Consider the following 17,194-nt stretch of genomic DNA (forward strand, 5'->3'; position numbering starts at 1 on the left):
CATTCTCCTTATTTTTCTTATCCCCCTGTTAGGCTGCGGCTTAAGGTGATGGCAGATGGAATTGATATTGCTAAAACTCTGCATAACTATATTCACGTCAAGCAACATGTAGCCTATCAAATTAAGTACCTTATCTTATTGTGCCTAACCAGGGGCATTCCCTGCATCCAAATGACTTGACTTTATAGAAAATGAATTAATTCAAAGCTGCAGCATCATTCTTATTTTCTTTCCAAACCATTGTAAGACCAAGGCCGATAATCATAACGAAACCTGCAAATAGGAAAGGGAAATGAATGTTAAGATCAAATAGGATACCGCCTAGAGCGGGGCCAAATATATTTCCCAGGCTGGTGTATGTGGAGTTCATGCCTGCTACGAAACCCTGCTGGTTACCGGCCATATTGGATAAATGAGCAGTTAAGGCCGGGCGTAGCAAATCGAACGCCAGGAAAATAAAACAAGTTACAAGCAAAACAGTTAAAAATCCTGACATAACAGTAGACACGAAAGCTAAGATCGCTCCGGTTATTAAGCATAGCTGAATGATTCTTTTCTCTCCAAGTTTGTTGACCAATTTCCCGAAAAGTAAAACTTGAATAACTACCGCCACAATGGAACTAATCGTAATAATGGTTGCAATATCTTTTGGTGTGAAACCAAATTTATGATCAGAAAACAAGCTGAATACCGTTTCATAAGCTGATAAACCAAAAGCCATTACAAAGACGATAATAAATGCAATGAAATAGACAGGATGTATGGACCTCTTCAAGTCTTTAACGAAATTTGACTCCTTTGTGTGAGAGGAGAGTTGATGGCGTTCTTCTATTGACAATGACTCTTTTAGTATAAAAACGGAAGTGACAGCTGCTATTAATGCGATGGCGGAGGCGAAGAAAAACGGCATGCGGATGCCAAAGCCGGCAATAAATCCTCCCGCACCAGGTCCAATAATAAAGCCTGTGCTAATTGCAGCAGAAACATACCCCATAGCTTTTGACCTTTCCTTTAGGGTTGTCATATCAGCTACATATGCTGTTACCGCGGTCATGATAAAAGCCGCACTTATGCCACCCAATATCCTCGAAACATAAAAGATTGAAACATGGGTCCCTAATCCGAAAATCAGCTCTGATAAACTGAATATAAGCAACCCGAGAATAATCATTTTTTTTCTGCCGAAACGGTCAACCCACCTACCTGCAAACGGTGACGCAACTAACTGAGAAATGGCAAAAGCCGCAACAAGATAACCCATAGTGCTGCCGGATAAATGCATGATTTTCATAAAAGAAGGCATAACCGGAATAATTAAACCGATACCAAGAAATGCTACGAAGATGTTGCTCAATAGTATAATGAAAATCGTTTTTTGCTCACTTATTGATTTTTTCATTTGAATTCCCCTTTACTCAATTGAACCCTTTTACCTATCCTTTTCACTTGAAGCTTTTTTCAAGTACAATCAAATCATAAGGTATATGGTTACCGTATAGTCAAGGAGGTTTTTATGGGCGAAGATGTTAGGAAGTATTTCACAACAGGGGAGTTTTCAAAGCTCTGCCGTGTAAAAAAACAAACCTTATTTCATTATGATGAGATTGGTCTATTCTCACCGGAAATAAAAAAAGAAAATGGGTATAGATATTATTCCTATCATCAATTTGAGATTTTTCAAGTCATCAGACTATTTAAAGAGCTTGGCGTTCCGTTAAAAGAAATAAAGTGTCTAATAAAAGGGAAAACACCAGACAAGATCCTGCATGTTCTAAAAGAAAAATCGATTGAAATTGATAAAAAAATAAATGAGCTTAAGCAGTTGCAAACGATCTTACATACAAAAGTGGCGCTTACTGAACAAGCACTTGAGACTGATTTTTCCTCAATTTCTTTTGAATATTTACATGAAGAAACATTCATGTTAAGCCGAAACACATTAAACTTACGAGAACGAAAATATGTGGCTGCCATTTCAGAACTCATTCATGAAGTTCAACAATATGAATTAGATGAAGGATATCCGATAGGCGGGATCTTTGCACGGGAACAAATATTACAAAAAGACTTCTACAATTACAGTTACTTTTATATAAAAGTAAAAGATGGGATAGAGAACATAAATTATCATGTGCGGCCAAAAGGCCTTTATGCAGTTGGATATGAAATAGGCGGAAACACTGAAGAGGCGTATCGCAGAATCATTGAGTTCATTGAAAAGAATGGAATGCAAATAGGGGAAAATGCATATGAGGAATATATGCTGGATGAGATGGTAGTTGACGGGTATGAAAATACATACGCCAAAATCCTCCTTCAAGTTAAGGAGGTGTAAGATTACGAGATGTTGATATGGAAATTGTTACTATTGTGTGCCCAAGAAGAATATAAACTGGTTACATAAAAGCGAGCCTACATACAGGTGACGGTACAAACGGTACTGGGAACCGCAAGTCTATCGGCGTTGACATATGCGATAACGATTCAGGAGGCGCTAAATACTACGTTGCTGAAAAGCTGGCCATCAAGTTGTGGCGCAACTGCTTAAAGAACTCGTAAAGGGCTTTTTTAATGGTTTCGAAAATCCCTAGCTATACAGGGTGTTTTCGAAATCATTTAAAAAACAACCAGTTACCGATTGATTATCGATGACTGGTTGTTTAACTTGCAAGGTGCTTGAACCCTCATATCAGAGGCTCTCTCTCCAAAAATCTACTCTGTTTTGGAATAGCTTGAACTTACTGCTCTTTTTTATAAGCTTTGAGACGTGGGGCGAACAATCAGTTCGTTAATGGTTACGTTCTTCGGCTGCTGGATAGCAAACAGTATGGTTCTTGCAATGTCGATTGGGTCAAGTTGACTCCATTCCTGGCTCCCCAATTTCTCCAATGCCGGATAAATGGAGTTATCGGTTATGGTATCGTACAGTTCGGTCTCCACCGCGCCGGGGGAGATGAGCGTCGTCCGAATATTTTGCGTGTGTCCCAATTCCATTCGCATACCTTCTGTTAAAACCCGTACAGCATGCTTGGTCGCACTATAAATAGAGCTTGAAGGGAAGATGATGTGTCCCGCAATGGACGAGAAATTAATAATATGTCCCTCATTACGGTCCTCCATATGTTTGTATACCGCCGCCATCCCGTAGAGGACGCCTTTAATATTCACATCAATCATTCTCTCCCATTCGTCAACCTTCAAATTTCTGAAGAATGAAAGAGGCATTATGCCAGCATTATTAATCAATATGTCGATTTGACCATAGACTTTAATGGTTTCATCCGCCAAGGCTTCAACGTCAGCGCGCGAAGTGACATCAGTCACCTTGTAGCTGGCCTCGCCTCCAGCGTTACGGATTTCTTCTTGCAACTGCTGCAATCGGTTTTCTCGGCGAGCGGCAAGCATAACTTTAATATTGTGTTGAGCGAGAAGTTTAGCTGTAGCCGCTCCCATTCCACTGCTTGCACCTGTAATGATTGCTACTTTTGCATTCATGTGTGATTCCCCTTTGTCCTTTTATTAGCCACTCATCGCTGGCTTGATTCTAGGTTATCAATTCGAGTTTGCTATAAGTCAAGACTCAATAATTAAAATATTTCTCATAGGCGTAATCCCCACATATCCATGGTTTTTAGGTGATGAAGGATAATAAAAGAGGGTGAAAAAGGGAATGAATGTATAAAATACATTAGAGTTCACTCTAATGTATGAATCAAAAAAACACGTCTTCATCCCGTAAAACGCTCTCCACTTTAGAGCGAAATGTTGCACGACGGAATCCTAGGGTAGCATCTTGTTCAATTCTTTTTCCTGCATGTCATAAAGTGCCAGCTTGTAATTGATTTGCTCCAAATATTTAATAGTCTTCGAGAGTTCCTTCTCCACTTTTTCCTTGTGCGTAAGCATCATTTGTTTACGCATGGTAAGTGTGTTCTCGCCTTCTCGGTATAAATCCACATATTTCTTGATTTCGGCAAGCGGCATGCCCGTCGCTCGCAGCGCCAGAATAAAATTCAACCATTCCATACTCTCTTCGTCATACAATCGATTGCCACTCGAGTCGCGCTTGACGCATGGCAGTATTCCTTCTCGTTCATAAAATCGAAGAGTATGTGGGGTAATTCCGGTTTTCTCCGAAATTTCTTTAATCTTGAACATCGTTTTATCCTCCAATCATCGAAGTAAACTCTAACCTTTTTTCCTCATTCACTTCTATATTACTGGCATTAATTACTGATTATTAAGCGGATTTGTCTAATTTAAAGGCGGATTCAACAAGCTTTTAAATAAGAGTATACTGTTGGGTATTAAAAATAAAAAGCTATACTTTCATTAGCGATCTCATGATCCAAAAAACAATTACAGGTTCATGGAGAAGATATTCTGTAATCAAAACAAAAGAGGTTTCCCCCTGCATCTGTAGCAAAAGGTATAATCTTATCAACTAACTGGTCTTTAACATTATCAATTGTAATAAGGAGATCAATTGGTCGAGTAGGATCTCCGATGCTCAGTAAATTGTTGATTGATTCTCGAGAATCTTGAAATAAAACGACCTTTTTATCTATAGGGAAACATCCATTTTGGTCTTTAATGAACTCTCTGTAATCTGTCGGGAACTTGATTTTTAATTTTTCTTCTACATACTCAATTTGACTGTTTGTGAGGTACATCTCTCAATGAAGAATTTAGTGGTTTTGGAGATTGGCTTATTAAAAACCCACTTCGTGGATGAAGACAATGCTTCAAATGGAGTTTTAAAAATTGTCGCAGGTCGAGTTAATGCATAAAAAGGAAGGTGATTAGACCTTCCTTTTTTATTCGGATGGATTGCTGAACTTGTGCCCAAAATGAATAAAAAAATGTAAATGAGTGTAATGAATGACGACAAATGCGTGAAATAACAGGCATTTGTAACTGAATATGTACTCCCACTTTATTAAGGGCCTAGTGGATGAATAATCCGTGAAGGTTCAAGTCCTCTCGGCCGTATCAATGATACCAAGGGTTTTGCTGCCCTTGGTTATCATCTTTCAAATATCCTTTCGATCTCAGCGAAAAGTCTCGTCTGCTTTTTTGGAAATGGATTTATAAACTATAAACCTTCTGTAGCAATTGCCTTTCCTACAGTATTTGCCCTTCTTATTTTCTTTAAAGGTTCGTACATTTCCGAGTTGAAAAAAGCTTCAATGTTCTGTTTACTAGGAAACTTGAGAATCACAAGTCTTTTAGGCTTCCAATCTCCCTCCATGACAGTTGTGTTGTCATCTTGAACGATGGGGTAACCACCGAAATGATTGACGACACTAAAAATACGATCTTCATATTCTTTGAAGTTATCTGGGTTAGTAATATCAATATCAATAACTAGATAAGCACTCAAAGTAACACCACCTTAGTTGATTTGGAAAGGGCTGAGTTTTATCTCCTCGTTTTCTAAGACCCCTTTCTAGATAAAAGTATACAGACTTGATACAATTCAAGTAAATTAACTATAATTGCTGATAATATTCAAAATAAATGAATGTTAGGTGGGTTAAAATGGAGATTCGCCAGTTAATCACGTTTCAAACTGTTGCTTCCACATTGAACTTTACACGAGCAGCTGAAGTCCTCAACTATGTACCATCCAATGTCACCATGCAAATACAAGCTTTGGAGGAAGAGTTGGGCGTTCGTCTAATAGACCGCTTGGGAAAACAAATCATCCTTACAGAAATAGGAGAAAGATTCCTCATACATACGAAAAAAGTCTTAAACGATCTCGAAGAGGCGAAGCTAGCCGTTAAAGAAAGTAATGAAATAACAGGCACCATTACGTTTAGTGCCAATGAGATAGTTTTAACCTACCGATTACCTGCCCTTTTAAAAGAGTTTAGATCCTTATATCCAGGCGTTCGTTTAATGTTCCGTTCCTTTCCGAATGAACAATTGAAACAAAGTCTTTATGAAGGGAAGACTGATGTAGTGTTTCTTTTGGATGAACCGCTCGTTACGACAAGCCTCCTTTCAAAAACATTAAGGAGTGAGGCATTTCGACTTCTAGTCTCCTTGGATCATCCTCTTGCCAAAAGGAAAAAAATCAGCGGCACAGAACTTCAAGACGAAGTATTCCTGCTGACGGAAAAAGGATGTACATTCCGTACATTGTTTGACCAGTTACTGGAGAGAAAAGGGATCGAAGGAATAACTGACATGGTTTTTTGCAGTGCCGAAGCTATCAAGCAGTGTACTATGGCGGGAATGGGAATAGGTTTTTTACCTGAAGTCGCTGTTAAATCCGAACTTGAGAGAGGAGAATTGGTTTCTCTTCCATTGAAGATGTCGAATCCAAATTTCAAGACTCAAGTGATTTGGCATAAGGATAAGTGGATATCCCCTGCAGTCAGTGCATTCTTAAATGTTGCCGAAAGGGTTCTTGACGATTCAACACAAACCATAATTTCGTGAAAATATTTATAGACAAGCATGAAATAGGTGTTACTTAAACAGTAAGCATGTCTCGCTTTTTAATGAGATGTGCTTTTTATTATAAAAAAGAACAACAAGGTGTGTTAGAAAAAATAAATTTTTCTGAAAATATTGCATGCGATATATTTATGCGATATATTACATGTAACAATAATTTAATTGAGGTGATACAAATGCCAGTACCTAAAAATTTTTCTTCACCAGTTCGGATGACTGCTAAAGAACGAGCACTTTCCCAAATTCAGAGATGGATTATCGACGGTACTCTACAACCTGGTGAGAAGCTAATAGATGCCGAGCTCGCAGAATCTTTGGCTGTAAGTAGAACTCCTATAAGAGAAGCTTTTCAACTTTTAGAAGTTCAAGGCTTGGTTTCAATGTATCCAGGTAAGGAAACTCGTGTTTCGAATATTCAGAAGAGTGATATTTTTCATTTATATCCTACGCTTGCATCTCTTCATGCATTGGCAGCTGAATATACTGCAAATAACATTTTACCTGAGCAAATAGAAAAGCTAAGAGAATTAAATATACAGTTTAAAAAGGCAATTGAAAGTGGACAACCTTATCAGGCAATGGAACTAGATGAACAATTCCATAACTTAATTATAGAAATATCGGAAAATCCATACATTGCTTCGTTTAGTGAATCCCTACAAATTCATATTAGAAGATTTAAATATGTCTTTTTAAAACAACCTATCAAAGAAACTTTAAATTCAGTAAATGAACATGAGTCCATAATAACTGCTTTAGAAAATAAAGATGTACAAAGAGTTTCGGAGTTAATGAAACAAAATGTAATCAGACCGATGCATGAACTAACTAAATTATTTAAGGAGAAAGAGAATAATGAGTAATAAAAGAGATTTGAGAATTCGTAGTAAAGTCATTAGTGAGGGTGTGAACCGAGCACCTAATCGTGCCATGTTGAGAGCTGTTGGGTTTCAAGATGAAGATTTTAAAAAGCCAATGATAGGAATAGCGAGTACATGGAGTGAAGTAACTCCTTGTAATATGCATATTAATGATTTGGCAATACAAGCAAAAAAGGGCGCCAAGGATAATGGGGGCGCACCTTTAATCTTTAATACCATTACCGTTTCAGATGGCATTTCCATGGGACATCATGGCATGTCTTATTCTTTGCCTAGCCGAGAAGCTATTGCGGATACAATTGAAATTGTAACAAATGCAGAGCGTTTTGATGGCATTGTTGCAATTGGTGGGTGTGATAAAAATACCCCTGCCTGTTTAATGTCTATAGGACGCATGAATTTACCTGCTGTTTATATTTATGGGGGGACCATTCAACCTGGACAGTTAGATGGAGATAAGGTGGATATTGTAAGTGCTTTTGAGGCTGTTGGTAAATACCATGATGGTAAAGTTACGGAAGATGAATTACATAAAATTGAATGCAGTGCATGTCCTGGAGCTGGGGCTTGCGGTGGAATGTACACAGCAAATACAATGGCAGCGGCTGCTGAAGCGATGGGAATAAGTCTTCCTGGCTCATCTTCCACTCCTGCTATATCCCCGAATAAGGCTATTGAGTGTGAAGAAGCTGGCAAAAGGGTTCTTGATCTTCTAGAAAAAGGTATTTTCCCTAGAGATATCATGACCAAAAAAGCATTTGAAAATGCGATTACGGTTGTCATGGCTCTGGGAGGTTCAACTAATGCTTTCTTGCATCTTCTCGCGATAGCACATTCAGTTGAAGTAGATTTAAACTATGATGATTTTGAACGTATTCGCAAAAGAGTCCCTCATATCGCAGACTTAAAACCGAGTGGAAGATATGCTATGCAAGACCTAAATAATATAGGTGGGGTTCCAGGTGTCATGAAGATTCTTCTTGAGAAGGGACTCCTTCATGGTGATTGTATAACCGTTACAGGTAAGACATTAGCAGAAAACTTAGCGGAAGCTAAGGACTTGGATCAAGATCAAGATATTATTCGCTCTTTTGATAATCCATTAAAGCCTAATGGACCATTAATTGTATTGAAAGGCAACTTAGCTCCTGATGGGGCGATTGCTAAAATGTCTGGTATGAAAAGATCACGATTTATTGGTACAGCTAAAGTTTATGATAGTGAAGAAGCGGCAACAGAAGCCATTATGCGTAATGAGATAAAAAAAGGGGATGTTCTTGTTATTAGATATTCGGGTCCAAAGGGGGGACCTGGAATGCCTGAAATGCTGTCAGTAACAGCTTTAATTGTAGGAAAAGGACTAGGCGGTGAAGTTGCCCTGATTACAGATGGAAGATTTTCTGGTGGATCTCACGGTTTTGTAATTGGACATGTTGCACCTGAAGCACAAGTAGGTGGTCCAATTGCTTTTCTTAAAAATGGTGATATCGTAACCATTGATAGTGAGAGTCAGGAAATTTCATTCAACATTACAGAAGAAGAATTGCAACACCGTAAGGATAATTGGACTCAACCAAAACTAAAAGTATCAACAGGAGCACTGGGAAAGTATGCACGTTTAGTATCAGCAGCATCAAAAGGTGCAGTCACAGACCTATTTGAACAATAGGTTTATAAGGTATTACAATTGTAGATTTTAAAAGAGATTTCGAAGAAACACAAAGTATCGGGAGAGGTTAGTGAAGAACAATTTAGTGAATTAAGGATGTTGTAATATCTGGCTATTTGATTAAATGACAACTTTCTGGAATAACGAAAAAAGCCCAATTTCTTAAATTCAAAGCTGAGAAATTGGACTTTTTTATGTTCTAAAATAACGTAAAACATAAACACCCAAATCTTTAAAGGTGGGGGAGAGCTTTTGATGATTTTCAAGGTCATCGTAGTTGCCGGCAATGACAAAATGGCACTGTATACGTCTGACAGAATAAAGCTCGTGTTTCTTACAGATATTGTATGAAAGCTCGGCGTAATGCATTGAGATATGTGTTATTTTCATATGATAATAGATTTCGCTTAAAATAAAACTCAGCTTTTTCAATCTTTCGGAGATCGTGGGAATTTTGCGTTCAGCTTTTTTGTAATATGTAATGGCCTTTGTGTATTCACCGTTTCTAAACTCATACATCCCGCGGAAGAAGTTATAATAATATGCCCGCATATTGTCTAGCTTCTTCTTATGTCCTTCGATTTTATTTAAATATTCTGGAAGTTCCATTCGGTTTTCATCTGATGGCAGTGTGTATTCCAAGTTAAATCAAAATAGCCTACTGAGATTATCTTAGGAATTTTGCAAACCTCAATTTAGACAAACACAAACACGTTTGTTTGGATTAGGAAATATAGGTGAAGATAAGTAAAAAAAATTACAAACTTTTTAGCGCATCCAAAGAGATAAATCTAAAAGAGCAGGGATAGGGGGGACAAACAACAGAATTTCGTATACTCTGTTGTTGTGCTATGTAAATGTTCAAAAGCCATTTAGGAGCGTTGACCTTTGATAATCCATCATAAAAGTGTCATCCGATGTATTCGATGTCTTGTTAACAAAGGCTAGTGAAATTCAACATCCATAAAATGATGAAAAAGTCGGTGATAAATTATTCATCCGTGAATCAAACGGTGATCGAACATTCCATTTTGTGTTTAATATGAGTTTTCTTGATTTAGCACACTCCCTTAATAAATGCATAGGATACTATCACAAAAATTTAAAATTGCGGGGATCAAAAAATGTACTATTACCCTTTTTCGCCTCAATGTTATTATTATGTGACTGTACCGATGTATAACGATGGAAGATCTGTTTATTGGACTATTCCAAATGAGATGGAACACGTACACAGATGTGCCGATTTGCGCTCTTCATATGAAGACAGAAACCTTCTCTTGAAGGATTATGGACCAAAACCATTTGTTGTAAATATCAATCGAGCCACAAAACAAAACAATACGTTCCGTACTGCTTTATGGACAGGAAAGCATTTTCAAGTTACTTTGATGAGTCTTGGTATTGGAGAAGATATTGGTTTGGAAATCCATCCTAACGTCGATCAGTTCTTACGGATTGAACAGGGGCGTGGGATCGTCAAAATGGGAAAGAGCAAAGATCATTTGAACTTTCAAAGAAATGTTTATGATGATTCTGCCATTATTGTACCTGCCGGCACTTGGCACAACGTGATGAATACAGGTAATACGCCATTAAAACTTTACTCCATTTATGCTCCTCCTAACCATCCATTTGGTACAGTTCATGAAACCAAAGCAGATGCAGTGGCTGCGGAAGGTTAGCATAGATATTCGCAGAATTCTATGTAATTGGAGTCACATCCAGCATGAAACATGGGGAACCAGTACCCAAGAATTGTTTTTATGTAAATGAAACCCTATGTAATATCCAAGCAGTATGTGCTAATTTTAAAAGTAATTGATAAAATAAAGTCGATTTAATAAAATCGGCTTATTTCTTTATTCGAGTCACTTTTAGCAGAATTGGCATTATCGAAATGAATCTATCAACTCAAAGAAAGTAACTTTCACACTTGACTATATACCTATGGGGGTATATTATTGTTTTGTGAATAACAAAGAGTTAATAAGGTGGTGTAACTCGTATCAATTATTTAGTTATTGCATTCCTGCTTATTTTTGTGATTATCATTGCAACGTATAGACGTTATTATCCTATAACCGGAATCTCTTGTATCCATAAAGATAAATTAAAGCCTATGGACATGACAATATTAGATATTCGCCATTATAACGATGTACCCAATTTTTCGGATGATATTATTTTAAACATCCCATATGCGTATCTAAAACGTTTTTATTTAGAGATCCCACGTGATAAAATACACATAATAGCTCGTGATCGGGTGGAATTAAATTTAGGAGTGCGTTTTCTAAAGCGCAAAGGTATCCATGTAAACAGTTATGAACTGGCAGCATGTAAATGTAAAAATAAATGAAAGAAAGGATTTCATTGATATATGGAGTATGATCAAAAGATTAAAAACCGCTTACGACGGATAGAAGGACAAATTAAAGGTGTATTGACTATGATGGAACAAGGAAAAGATTGTAGAGAGGTTGTGACCCAATTAGCAGCTTCCCGTAATGCTATCGATCGAGCGATGGGTTTAATAGTGAGCACAAACCTTGAACATTGTGTTCGTGAAAGTTTAGAAAAAGGCGAAGACACACAAAATTTAGTAAAAGAAGCAGTCGACTTGTTGGTAAAGAGCCGATAAAAATTCATCAACCTATATTTAAGGTTGACGAATTTTTATATGCGTTATATTATACCCCTAACGGTATTTAAAGAGTTGAATAATAGCAGATCTTTCGAAAAAATTTTTTTGACTTCGATTATACCCCTAGGGGTAATTAGTTAGGAGAATAAACATGACAGAACAAACAAAACGCACAACAATTGTTTTATTTAGCGGGGATTATGATAAAGCAATGGCAGCCTATATTATTGCAAATGGTGCAGCTGCCTACGATCATGAAGTGACGATCTTCCATACTTTTTGGGGATTAAACGCTTTACGTAAAGAAGAGCTGATTCCAGTGAAAAAAGGATTTCTTGAAAAAATGTTTGGAAAGATGATGCCTCGTGGTGCTGATAAGATGGGTTTATCTAAAATGAACTTTGCAGGTATGGGCCCTAAAATGATTAAAAATGTGATGAAAAAGCATAATGCACTTACTTTGCCTCAGTTGATTGAGATGGCTCAAGAACAGGGGGTAAAGCTCGTAGCCTGTACGATGACAATGGATCTTCTTGGTTTACAGGAAAAAGAACTATTAGATGATATCGACTATGCTGGTGTAGCAGCTTATTTGGCAGATGCTGAGGAAGGCAGTGTCAACTTATTTATCTAATGTTACTCATTGCTAAATAAATGAAGGGAGGTTATAACACTACACTATGGATAGTGGCGTAATGTTCAATATCTTACTCATTTTATTTTTACTATGGTTCGTATTTCGACGTTTTTTATCATTGCAAGGTGTTAGACAAATAACAACTGCTGATTTAAAGTCAGAGCTGAAAAATAAAGACATACAGTTTATAGATGTGCGAACACCTTATGAGTTTCGTACAAGGCATATTAAAGGGTTCAAAAATATTCCCTTGACTAACTTGCCTCATCTAACTAATCAGCTTTCGAAAGACAAAGAAGTTTTTGTTATCTGTCAAAGCGGAATGAGAAGTTTAAAGGCAAGTAACATATTGAAGAAACAAGGATTTAAAAACATCACAAATATAAAAGGGGGTATGAATACATGGTATTAACTTCTAGAGGGAACCTTTTTGCATATTTATATACCCCCACCCCTATATGAGAAAAGGAGGAAAAAATGATGAAAGCAAATATTGTACTAGACGCTAAAGGTTTGGCGTGTCCAATGCCTATCGTAAAAACGAAGAAGAGTATGAAGGATTTAAAAGCTGGTGAAGTATTGGAAATTCAAGCGACAGATAAAGGTTCTACAGCAGATCTGGAAGCATGGGCAAATAGTACAGGCCATGAATATCTAGGTACTGAAGCAGAGGGGGAAATACTTCGTCATTTTCTTCGAAAAGGAGGAGAGCTTTCAGCAGAAAATGCAGCTTCAATTCCTGAGATTTCATTAGAAGCTTTCAAACAGAAAGTGGATAGTGACGAGTCTCTTAACATTTTAGATGTACGAGAGATAGAGGAGTATGAAAAAGCTCATATTCCTGGAGTTGTGCATATCCCTCTAGGTGAAGTGGAAAAGCGCTCTAACGAATTAAACAAAAATGATGAAATTTATATTATCTGCCATTCGGGAAGAAGAAGTGAAATGGCGGCCCAAACCATGAAAAAACAAGGTTTTAAAAAGGTTATTAATGTTGTCCCCGGTATGCGGGATTGGACTGGTAAAACAGAAAAAGGAGGCATGTAAACATGACCGTTCAAGCACTTACCGCAAAAGAAGTCACACAAAAAATCTTTAACAAAGAATCTTTATTTATTCTGGATGTGCGTAATGAAAATGACTTTAACGATTGGAAGATCGAAGGACATTGTTTTGACTATTTAAATGTACCGTATTTCGATCTTTTAGATGGCGTAGAAGATATCTTGGAGAAAATTCCTTCTGATAAAGAAGTGCTGGTCGTTTGTGCAAAAGAAGGTTCATCCGTCATGGTATCCGAAATGCTTTCTGAAGCAGGTCATTCTGTATCCTATCTTAAGGGTGGAATGAAAGCATGGAGCGAACATTTAGAGCCGGTAAAGGTCGGGGATTTAAAAGATGGCGGTGAGATGTATCAGTTTGTTCGTATCGGTAAAGGCTGCCTGTCATACATGGTCATTTCCGATGGTGAAGCGGCGGTTATTGATGCGACACGTATGGCGGATATTTTTATAGACTTTGCGAAAGAGAAGGGCGCGGAGATTACACACGTATTTGATACACATCTTCACGCAGACCATATTTCAGGCGGCAGAGTCATTGCTGAAAAAACTAAAGCAACCTACTGGTTACCGCCTAAAGATGCTGAAGAAGTGGCATTCGATTATCAGCCGTTGGAAGAAGGAAATGACATGATTATTGGAAATACAAAGATTAAAATTCACCCGATTTATTCTCCGGGGCACACGATTGGGTCCACTTCTTTCATTGTCGATGATCTGTATCTTCTTTCAGGTGATATTTTGTTTATTGATTCAATTGGCAGACCAGACTTAGCCGGTATGGCAGAAGATTGGGTAGGAGATTTAAGAAAAACGCTTTATAGCCGTTACAAGTCGTTATCAAAGGATTTAATTGTATTACCTGCACACTTTATGATCATTGACGAGCTAAATGAGAATGGAAGTGTTGGTAAAAAACTAAGCACGTTATTTAGCGAGAACCATGGTTTGAACATTGCGGATGAAACAGAATTTAGACACCTAGTAACAGATCATTTGCCTCCGCAGCCAAATGCATACCAAGAGATTCGAGAAACAAACATGGGGAAAATCAGCCCAGATGAAGAAAAACAGCGTGAAATGGAGATTGGTCCAAACCGCTGTGCAATACGGTAACACAAGTTTCTATTAAAAAGAGGAGAGATGAACATGAAATCAGATAAAGTATTAGACGCAAAAGGCCTGGCATGCCCAATGCCAATCGTCAGGACAAAAAAAGCGATGAATGAACTGGAATCAGGTCAAATATTAGAAGTGCATGCAACAGATAAGGGAGCTAAAAGTGATCTTGCAGCTTGGTCTAAATCAGGCGGGCATGACCTTTTAGAGCAAACTGATGAAGGCGATGTATTGAAATTCTGGATTAAAAAAGGCTAATGAATGGAAAGGGTATCGAATAAAAAGATACCCTTTTCCTTTGAAAGGAGGAAACCAAAGTGGATATTGCCTTTATCACAACTCTTTTCACTATAGGGTTTATTGGTGCCTTTATTTCCGGAATGATTGGTATTGGCGGAGCAGTTATTAATTATCCAATGCTATTGTACATTCCTTCTTTAGTGGGAGTGATGTCATTAACTGCCCATGAAGTGTCAGGGATAGGGGCTATTCAAGTTTTCTTTGCGACACTTGGCGGTGTTTGGGCTTATCGTAAGAGTGGTCTTCTAAATAAAGCATTAATTATTTACTTGGGAAGCAGCATCCTTGTAGGGAGTGTATTGGGGAGTTACTTTTCTCATTATATATCTGAAAAAGGAATTAACTTTATATACGGTATTCTGGCTATTTTAGCAGTTATTTTAATGTTTATACCTAAAAAAGGACAAGAACAAAGCGAAGACAAAGAAGTGATATTTAATAAATGGTTGGCTTCGTCCCTAGCGTTTATCATTGGTGGTGTATCGGGTGTTTTAGGAGCTGGCGGCGCCTTTATCCTGGTCCCCTTTATGTTATCAATTTTAAATATTCCTGTTAGAATCACAGTCGCTTCATCTCTTGCGATTACATTTCTTTCATCTATTGGCGCAACAGTTGGAAAAGTAATCACGGGCCAGGTTCTTTTTGTACCGGCTCTGGTTCTTATGATTGCCAGTTTAATTGCTTCTCCTATTGGCGCATCAGTTGGGCAAAAAGTAAATACAAAATTCCTGCAATGGATTTTAGCGTTATTAATAAGTGCGACAGCTATTAAAATTTGGTTAGAGCTGATATGAGTCAGCGGGTAAAATGAAAGATTAAATGATTCATTACTCGTTGGTTTCTTATTAATGTTATGACACTTGGCCATGTTCAATAAATGTTTCAAGTATTTGATGAAATTCATTTTGATAATGGTGACTTGGACAAGTCTGACATAGTACCTTGAAATGCATTTGACTTAGTGGCGTCCAGTGGAATTAGGACAACGTTAAGAAAATAAAAAAACCATAACTTCACCTTTGATCATTTTTTTAAAACGTTTTAATCCTGATTGGTTTAATGGGTATTAATGAGTTAATATAAATTATGTCTATTTTGTATAATAGGCTGTATGGCATGATTTCAAATGCTTGAAACGGCGTGCTTTGTAACTGATAATATACCACTTTTGTTGAGGGATTCGAACTAAAAAGAAGATGCCAAACTATATGGGTATCTTTGTTTGCTTTAGAGTTATTATATTTGAATATCATGACATGGCACCAACAACACGTTATTAAGCATATAAAAAAGAAGCAACTACTTAGGCAGCTTTTGCTGTCTTTTAACACCATATCATATCACCCTCATATGTAATATAATGTTGCCAACCCATATTGGTTGATTCCTTTAAGAGACGTGGCACTGAGGAGGAAATGATAGATGGTTTATTTCGTAATGTTTTTTTGTTTTGCTATTACACTGCATAATATTGAGGAGGCTATTTGGTTACCTAAGTGGTCACAACAACCTTCAAAGTTTCAAAAGCCAGTAACCTCAAATGAATTTCATTTTGCTGTCATTGTTATAACTATGTTGGCTTATTTATCTGCATTTGGTTTTTTATATATGCCAGAATCAGATATTGCAAAATGGATTTTCATTGGCTTTCTAGGTTCTATGGTTATCAACGCTATTTTTCCACATCTTATCGCAACTGTTTTAATGAAAAAGTATGCACCTGGACTTCTCACGGGCTTATTGCTTAATATTCCAGTAAACTCATTAGTCATTTATCAAATGTTTTTAAAGAATTTGATTGTATGGAAGGAGTTAATAATATCTACGTTGGTTGTAGGAATTATTTTATTAGCACTTATTCCATTATTATTTAAAGTTGGTGATAAAGTATCTCCTTAATGAGTTTGAATTGATTAGAATTGAGGAAGATATTAAGGGACACAAATTAGAGGTCAAGATAAAATGGAGTGAAACAAAAGAAAAAACAACAGTATTTAAATTAGAAGAGAAAAAGTTTTTGAATCTAGATTTCTAAAAATTTGCAATGAAATTATTAAAAGGCAGCTGAAACTGGTTGCCTTTTGTGGTTATTTTAAGAGAGACATGGTACCAATGGCAGATCGAATTAACTGATGCTGACCAGAATCGGCTTGTTTTCGTGTTTCGCTTTTTCGAAGGCTTCTTCTCCCCAAGGGCACCAGTTTACACGGTTGTGAGCATGTTAAGTAAGGAGACTTCTCAGCATTGGGTCTATTGTGCGGGCATGGGATCACCTTCTTTCTTTATGATTTATTATCGAGTATGATTTTCTTTATTTGGTATACCGCAAGCTATATCTTTATAGCCTTGTTCTGTGGACTTCTAATCTATTTGTGAATAAAGCAACTACTTAAAGGGTACTTCAGATGGAGT

Annotated in this window: 19 protein-coding genes and 4 pseudogenes; 16 read left to right on the top strand and 7 right to left on the bottom strand. The window is 37.2% G+C overall.

The window, feature by feature from the left end; all coding sequences use genetic code 11:
- Positions 1–196: 196 nt before the first annotated feature.
- Positions 197–1,399, bottom strand: coding sequence for a multidrug efflux MFS transporter Blt (gene blt, locus ACQXR1_RS04615; RefSeq protein ID WP_430771799.1), 1,203 nt, complete (start codon positions 1,397–1,399; stop codon positions 197–199).
- A gap of 114 nt (positions 1,400–1,513) precedes the next feature.
- On the opposite strand from blt, the gene bltR reads away from it, so the two are divergent.
- Both bltR and ACQXR1_RS04625 read left to right on the top strand, forming a co-directional pair.
- Positions 1,514–2,335 carry a multidrug efflux transcriptional regulator BltR gene (bltR, locus tag ACQXR1_RS04620; protein ID WP_416723630.1) on the top strand — a complete coding sequence of 274 codons (822 nt, stop codon included), beginning with the start codon at positions 1,514–1,516 and terminating at the stop codon, positions 2,333–2,335.
- Positions 2,336–2,415: 80 nt separating this feature from the next.
- A pseudogene (locus tag ACQXR1_RS04625) lies at positions 2,416–2,552 on the top strand (N-acetylmuramoyl-L-alanine amidase); the annotation flags it as partial.
- Positions 2,553–2,751: 199 nt separating this feature from the next.
- Here ACQXR1_RS04625 and ACQXR1_RS04630 read toward each other — a convergent pair.
- From ACQXR1_RS04630 to ACQXR1_RS04645, 4 genes are all read right to left on the bottom strand, one after another.
- Positions 2,752–3,495 (bottom strand): SDR family oxidoreductase, encoded by a 744-nt coding sequence (locus ACQXR1_RS04630; protein ID WP_069839548.1) that lies wholly within the window; start codon positions 3,493–3,495, stop codon positions 2,752–2,754.
- 285 nt (positions 3,496–3,780) lie between these two features.
- On the bottom strand, positions 3,781–4,158 hold the full coding sequence (locus tag ACQXR1_RS04635) for a MerR family transcriptional regulator (RefSeq protein WP_069839547.1): 378 nt from the start codon (positions 4,156–4,158) through the stop codon (positions 3,781–3,783).
- A gap of 209 nt (positions 4,159–4,367) precedes the next feature.
- A complete protein-coding gene (locus ACQXR1_RS04640; RefSeq protein ID WP_234698035.1) occupies positions 4,368–4,673 on the bottom strand; it encodes an SMI1/KNR4 family protein in 306 nt (101 codons plus the stop codon).
- 422 nt (positions 4,674–5,095) lie between these two features.
- Entirely contained in the window at positions 5,096–5,383 is a 288-nt protein-coding gene (locus tag ACQXR1_RS04645; protein ID WP_430771800.1) for a DUF1330 domain-containing protein, read from the bottom strand.
- Between the two features lie 158 nt (positions 5,384–5,541).
- On the opposite strand from ACQXR1_RS04645, the gene ACQXR1_RS04650 reads away from it, so the two are divergent.
- The 3 genes from ACQXR1_RS04650 to ilvD all read left to right on the top strand — a co-directional run bounded on the left by ACQXR1_RS04650 (position 5,542) and on the right by ilvD (position 9,018).
- Positions 5,542–6,450 (top strand): LysR family transcriptional regulator, encoded by a 909-nt coding sequence (locus ACQXR1_RS04650; protein ID WP_430771801.1) that lies wholly within the window; start codon positions 5,542–5,544, stop codon positions 6,448–6,450.
- Between the two features lie 194 nt (positions 6,451–6,644).
- Positions 6,645–7,331, top strand: coding sequence for a GntR family transcriptional regulator (locus ACQXR1_RS04655; protein ID WP_069839544.1), 687 nt, complete (start codon positions 6,645–6,647; stop codon positions 7,329–7,331).
- Entirely contained in the window at positions 7,324–9,018 is a 1,695-nt protein-coding gene (gene ilvD / locus ACQXR1_RS04660; protein WP_430771802.1) for a dihydroxy-acid dehydratase, read from the top strand. The genes ACQXR1_RS04655 and ilvD overlap by 8 nt, the downstream gene beginning before the upstream one ends.
- A 228-nt stretch (positions 9,019–9,246) precedes the next feature.
- Here ilvD and ACQXR1_RS04665 read toward each other — a convergent pair.
- Positions 9,247–9,660, bottom strand: a pseudogene (locus ACQXR1_RS04665) (aspartate phosphatase); the annotation flags it as partial.
- Positions 9,661–9,793: 133 nt separating this feature from the next.
- Here ACQXR1_RS04665 and ACQXR1_RS04670 point away from each other — a divergent pair.
- The 11 genes and pseudogenes from ACQXR1_RS04670 (at position 9,794) to ACQXR1_RS04720 (ending at position 16,681) form a co-directional block, all read left to right on the top strand.
- A complete protein-coding gene (locus ACQXR1_RS04670; RefSeq protein WP_072176381.1) occupies positions 9,794–9,910 on the top strand; it encodes a hypothetical protein in 117 nt (38 codons plus the stop codon).
- Positions 9,911–10,142: 232 nt separating this feature from the next.
- Entirely contained in the window at positions 10,143–10,703 is a 561-nt protein-coding gene (locus tag ACQXR1_RS04675; protein ID WP_306289644.1) for a cupin domain-containing protein, read from the top strand.
- Positions 10,704–11,062: 359 nt separating this feature from the next.
- A complete protein-coding gene (locus tag ACQXR1_RS04680) occupies positions 11,063–11,380 on the top strand; it encodes a sulfurtransferase (protein ID WP_080375751.1) in 318 nt (105 codons plus the stop codon).
- A 21-nt stretch (positions 11,381–11,401) separates the two neighbouring features.
- The gene (locus tag ACQXR1_RS04685) at positions 11,402–11,662 is read left to right on the top strand and encodes a metal-sensitive transcriptional regulator (RefSeq protein ID WP_003237170.1); all 261 of its coding nucleotides are present in this window, start codon (positions 11,402–11,404) and stop codon (positions 11,660–11,662) included.
- A 154-nt stretch (positions 11,663–11,816) separates the two neighbouring features.
- On the top strand, positions 11,817–12,299 hold the full coding sequence (locus tag ACQXR1_RS04690; protein ID WP_024572226.1) for a DsrE/DsrF/DrsH-like family protein: 483 nt from the start codon (positions 11,817–11,819) through the stop codon (positions 12,297–12,299).
- Positions 12,300–12,345: 46 nt separating this feature from the next.
- On the top strand, positions 12,346–12,714 hold the full coding sequence (locus ACQXR1_RS04695; RefSeq protein ID WP_430771803.1) for a rhodanese-like domain-containing protein: 369 nt from the start codon (positions 12,346–12,348) through the stop codon (positions 12,712–12,714).
- Between the two features lie 65 nt (positions 12,715–12,779).
- Entirely contained in the window at positions 12,780–13,349 is a 570-nt protein-coding gene (locus ACQXR1_RS04700) for a sulfurtransferase TusA family protein (RefSeq protein ID WP_430771804.1), read from the top strand.
- Positions 13,321–14,479: pseudogene (locus tag ACQXR1_RS04705) on the top strand (MBL fold metallo-hydrolase). Before ACQXR1_RS04700 ends, ACQXR1_RS04705 begins: the two are co-directional and overlap by 29 nt.
- Before the next feature lie 33 nt (positions 14,480–14,512).
- Positions 14,513–14,740 (top strand): sulfurtransferase TusA family protein, encoded by a 228-nt coding sequence (locus ACQXR1_RS04710; RefSeq protein ID WP_012116896.1) that lies wholly within the window; start codon positions 14,513–14,515, stop codon positions 14,738–14,740.
- 59 nt (positions 14,741–14,799) lie between these two features.
- Entirely contained in the window at positions 14,800–15,576 is a 777-nt protein-coding gene (locus ACQXR1_RS04715) for a sulfite exporter TauE/SafE family protein (RefSeq protein ID WP_430771805.1), read from the top strand.
- Between the two features lie 628 nt (positions 15,577–16,204).
- Positions 16,205–16,681 (top strand): HXXEE domain-containing protein, encoded by a 477-nt coding sequence (locus tag ACQXR1_RS04720; RefSeq protein WP_151257286.1) that lies wholly within the window; start codon positions 16,205–16,207, stop codon positions 16,679–16,681.
- Positions 16,682–16,882: 201 nt separating this feature from the next.
- On the opposite strand, the pseudogene ACQXR1_RS04725 reads toward ACQXR1_RS04720, so the two are convergent.
- Positions 16,883–17,003, bottom strand: a pseudogene (locus ACQXR1_RS04725) (DUF255 domain-containing protein); the annotation flags it as partial.
- Positions 17,004–17,194: the final 191 nt, after the last annotated feature.

Source organism: Bacillus sp. ATD (assembly GCF_050585765.1).
Classification (GTDB): Bacteria; Bacillota; Bacilli; order Bacillales; family Bacillaceae; genus Bacillus; species Bacillus stercoris.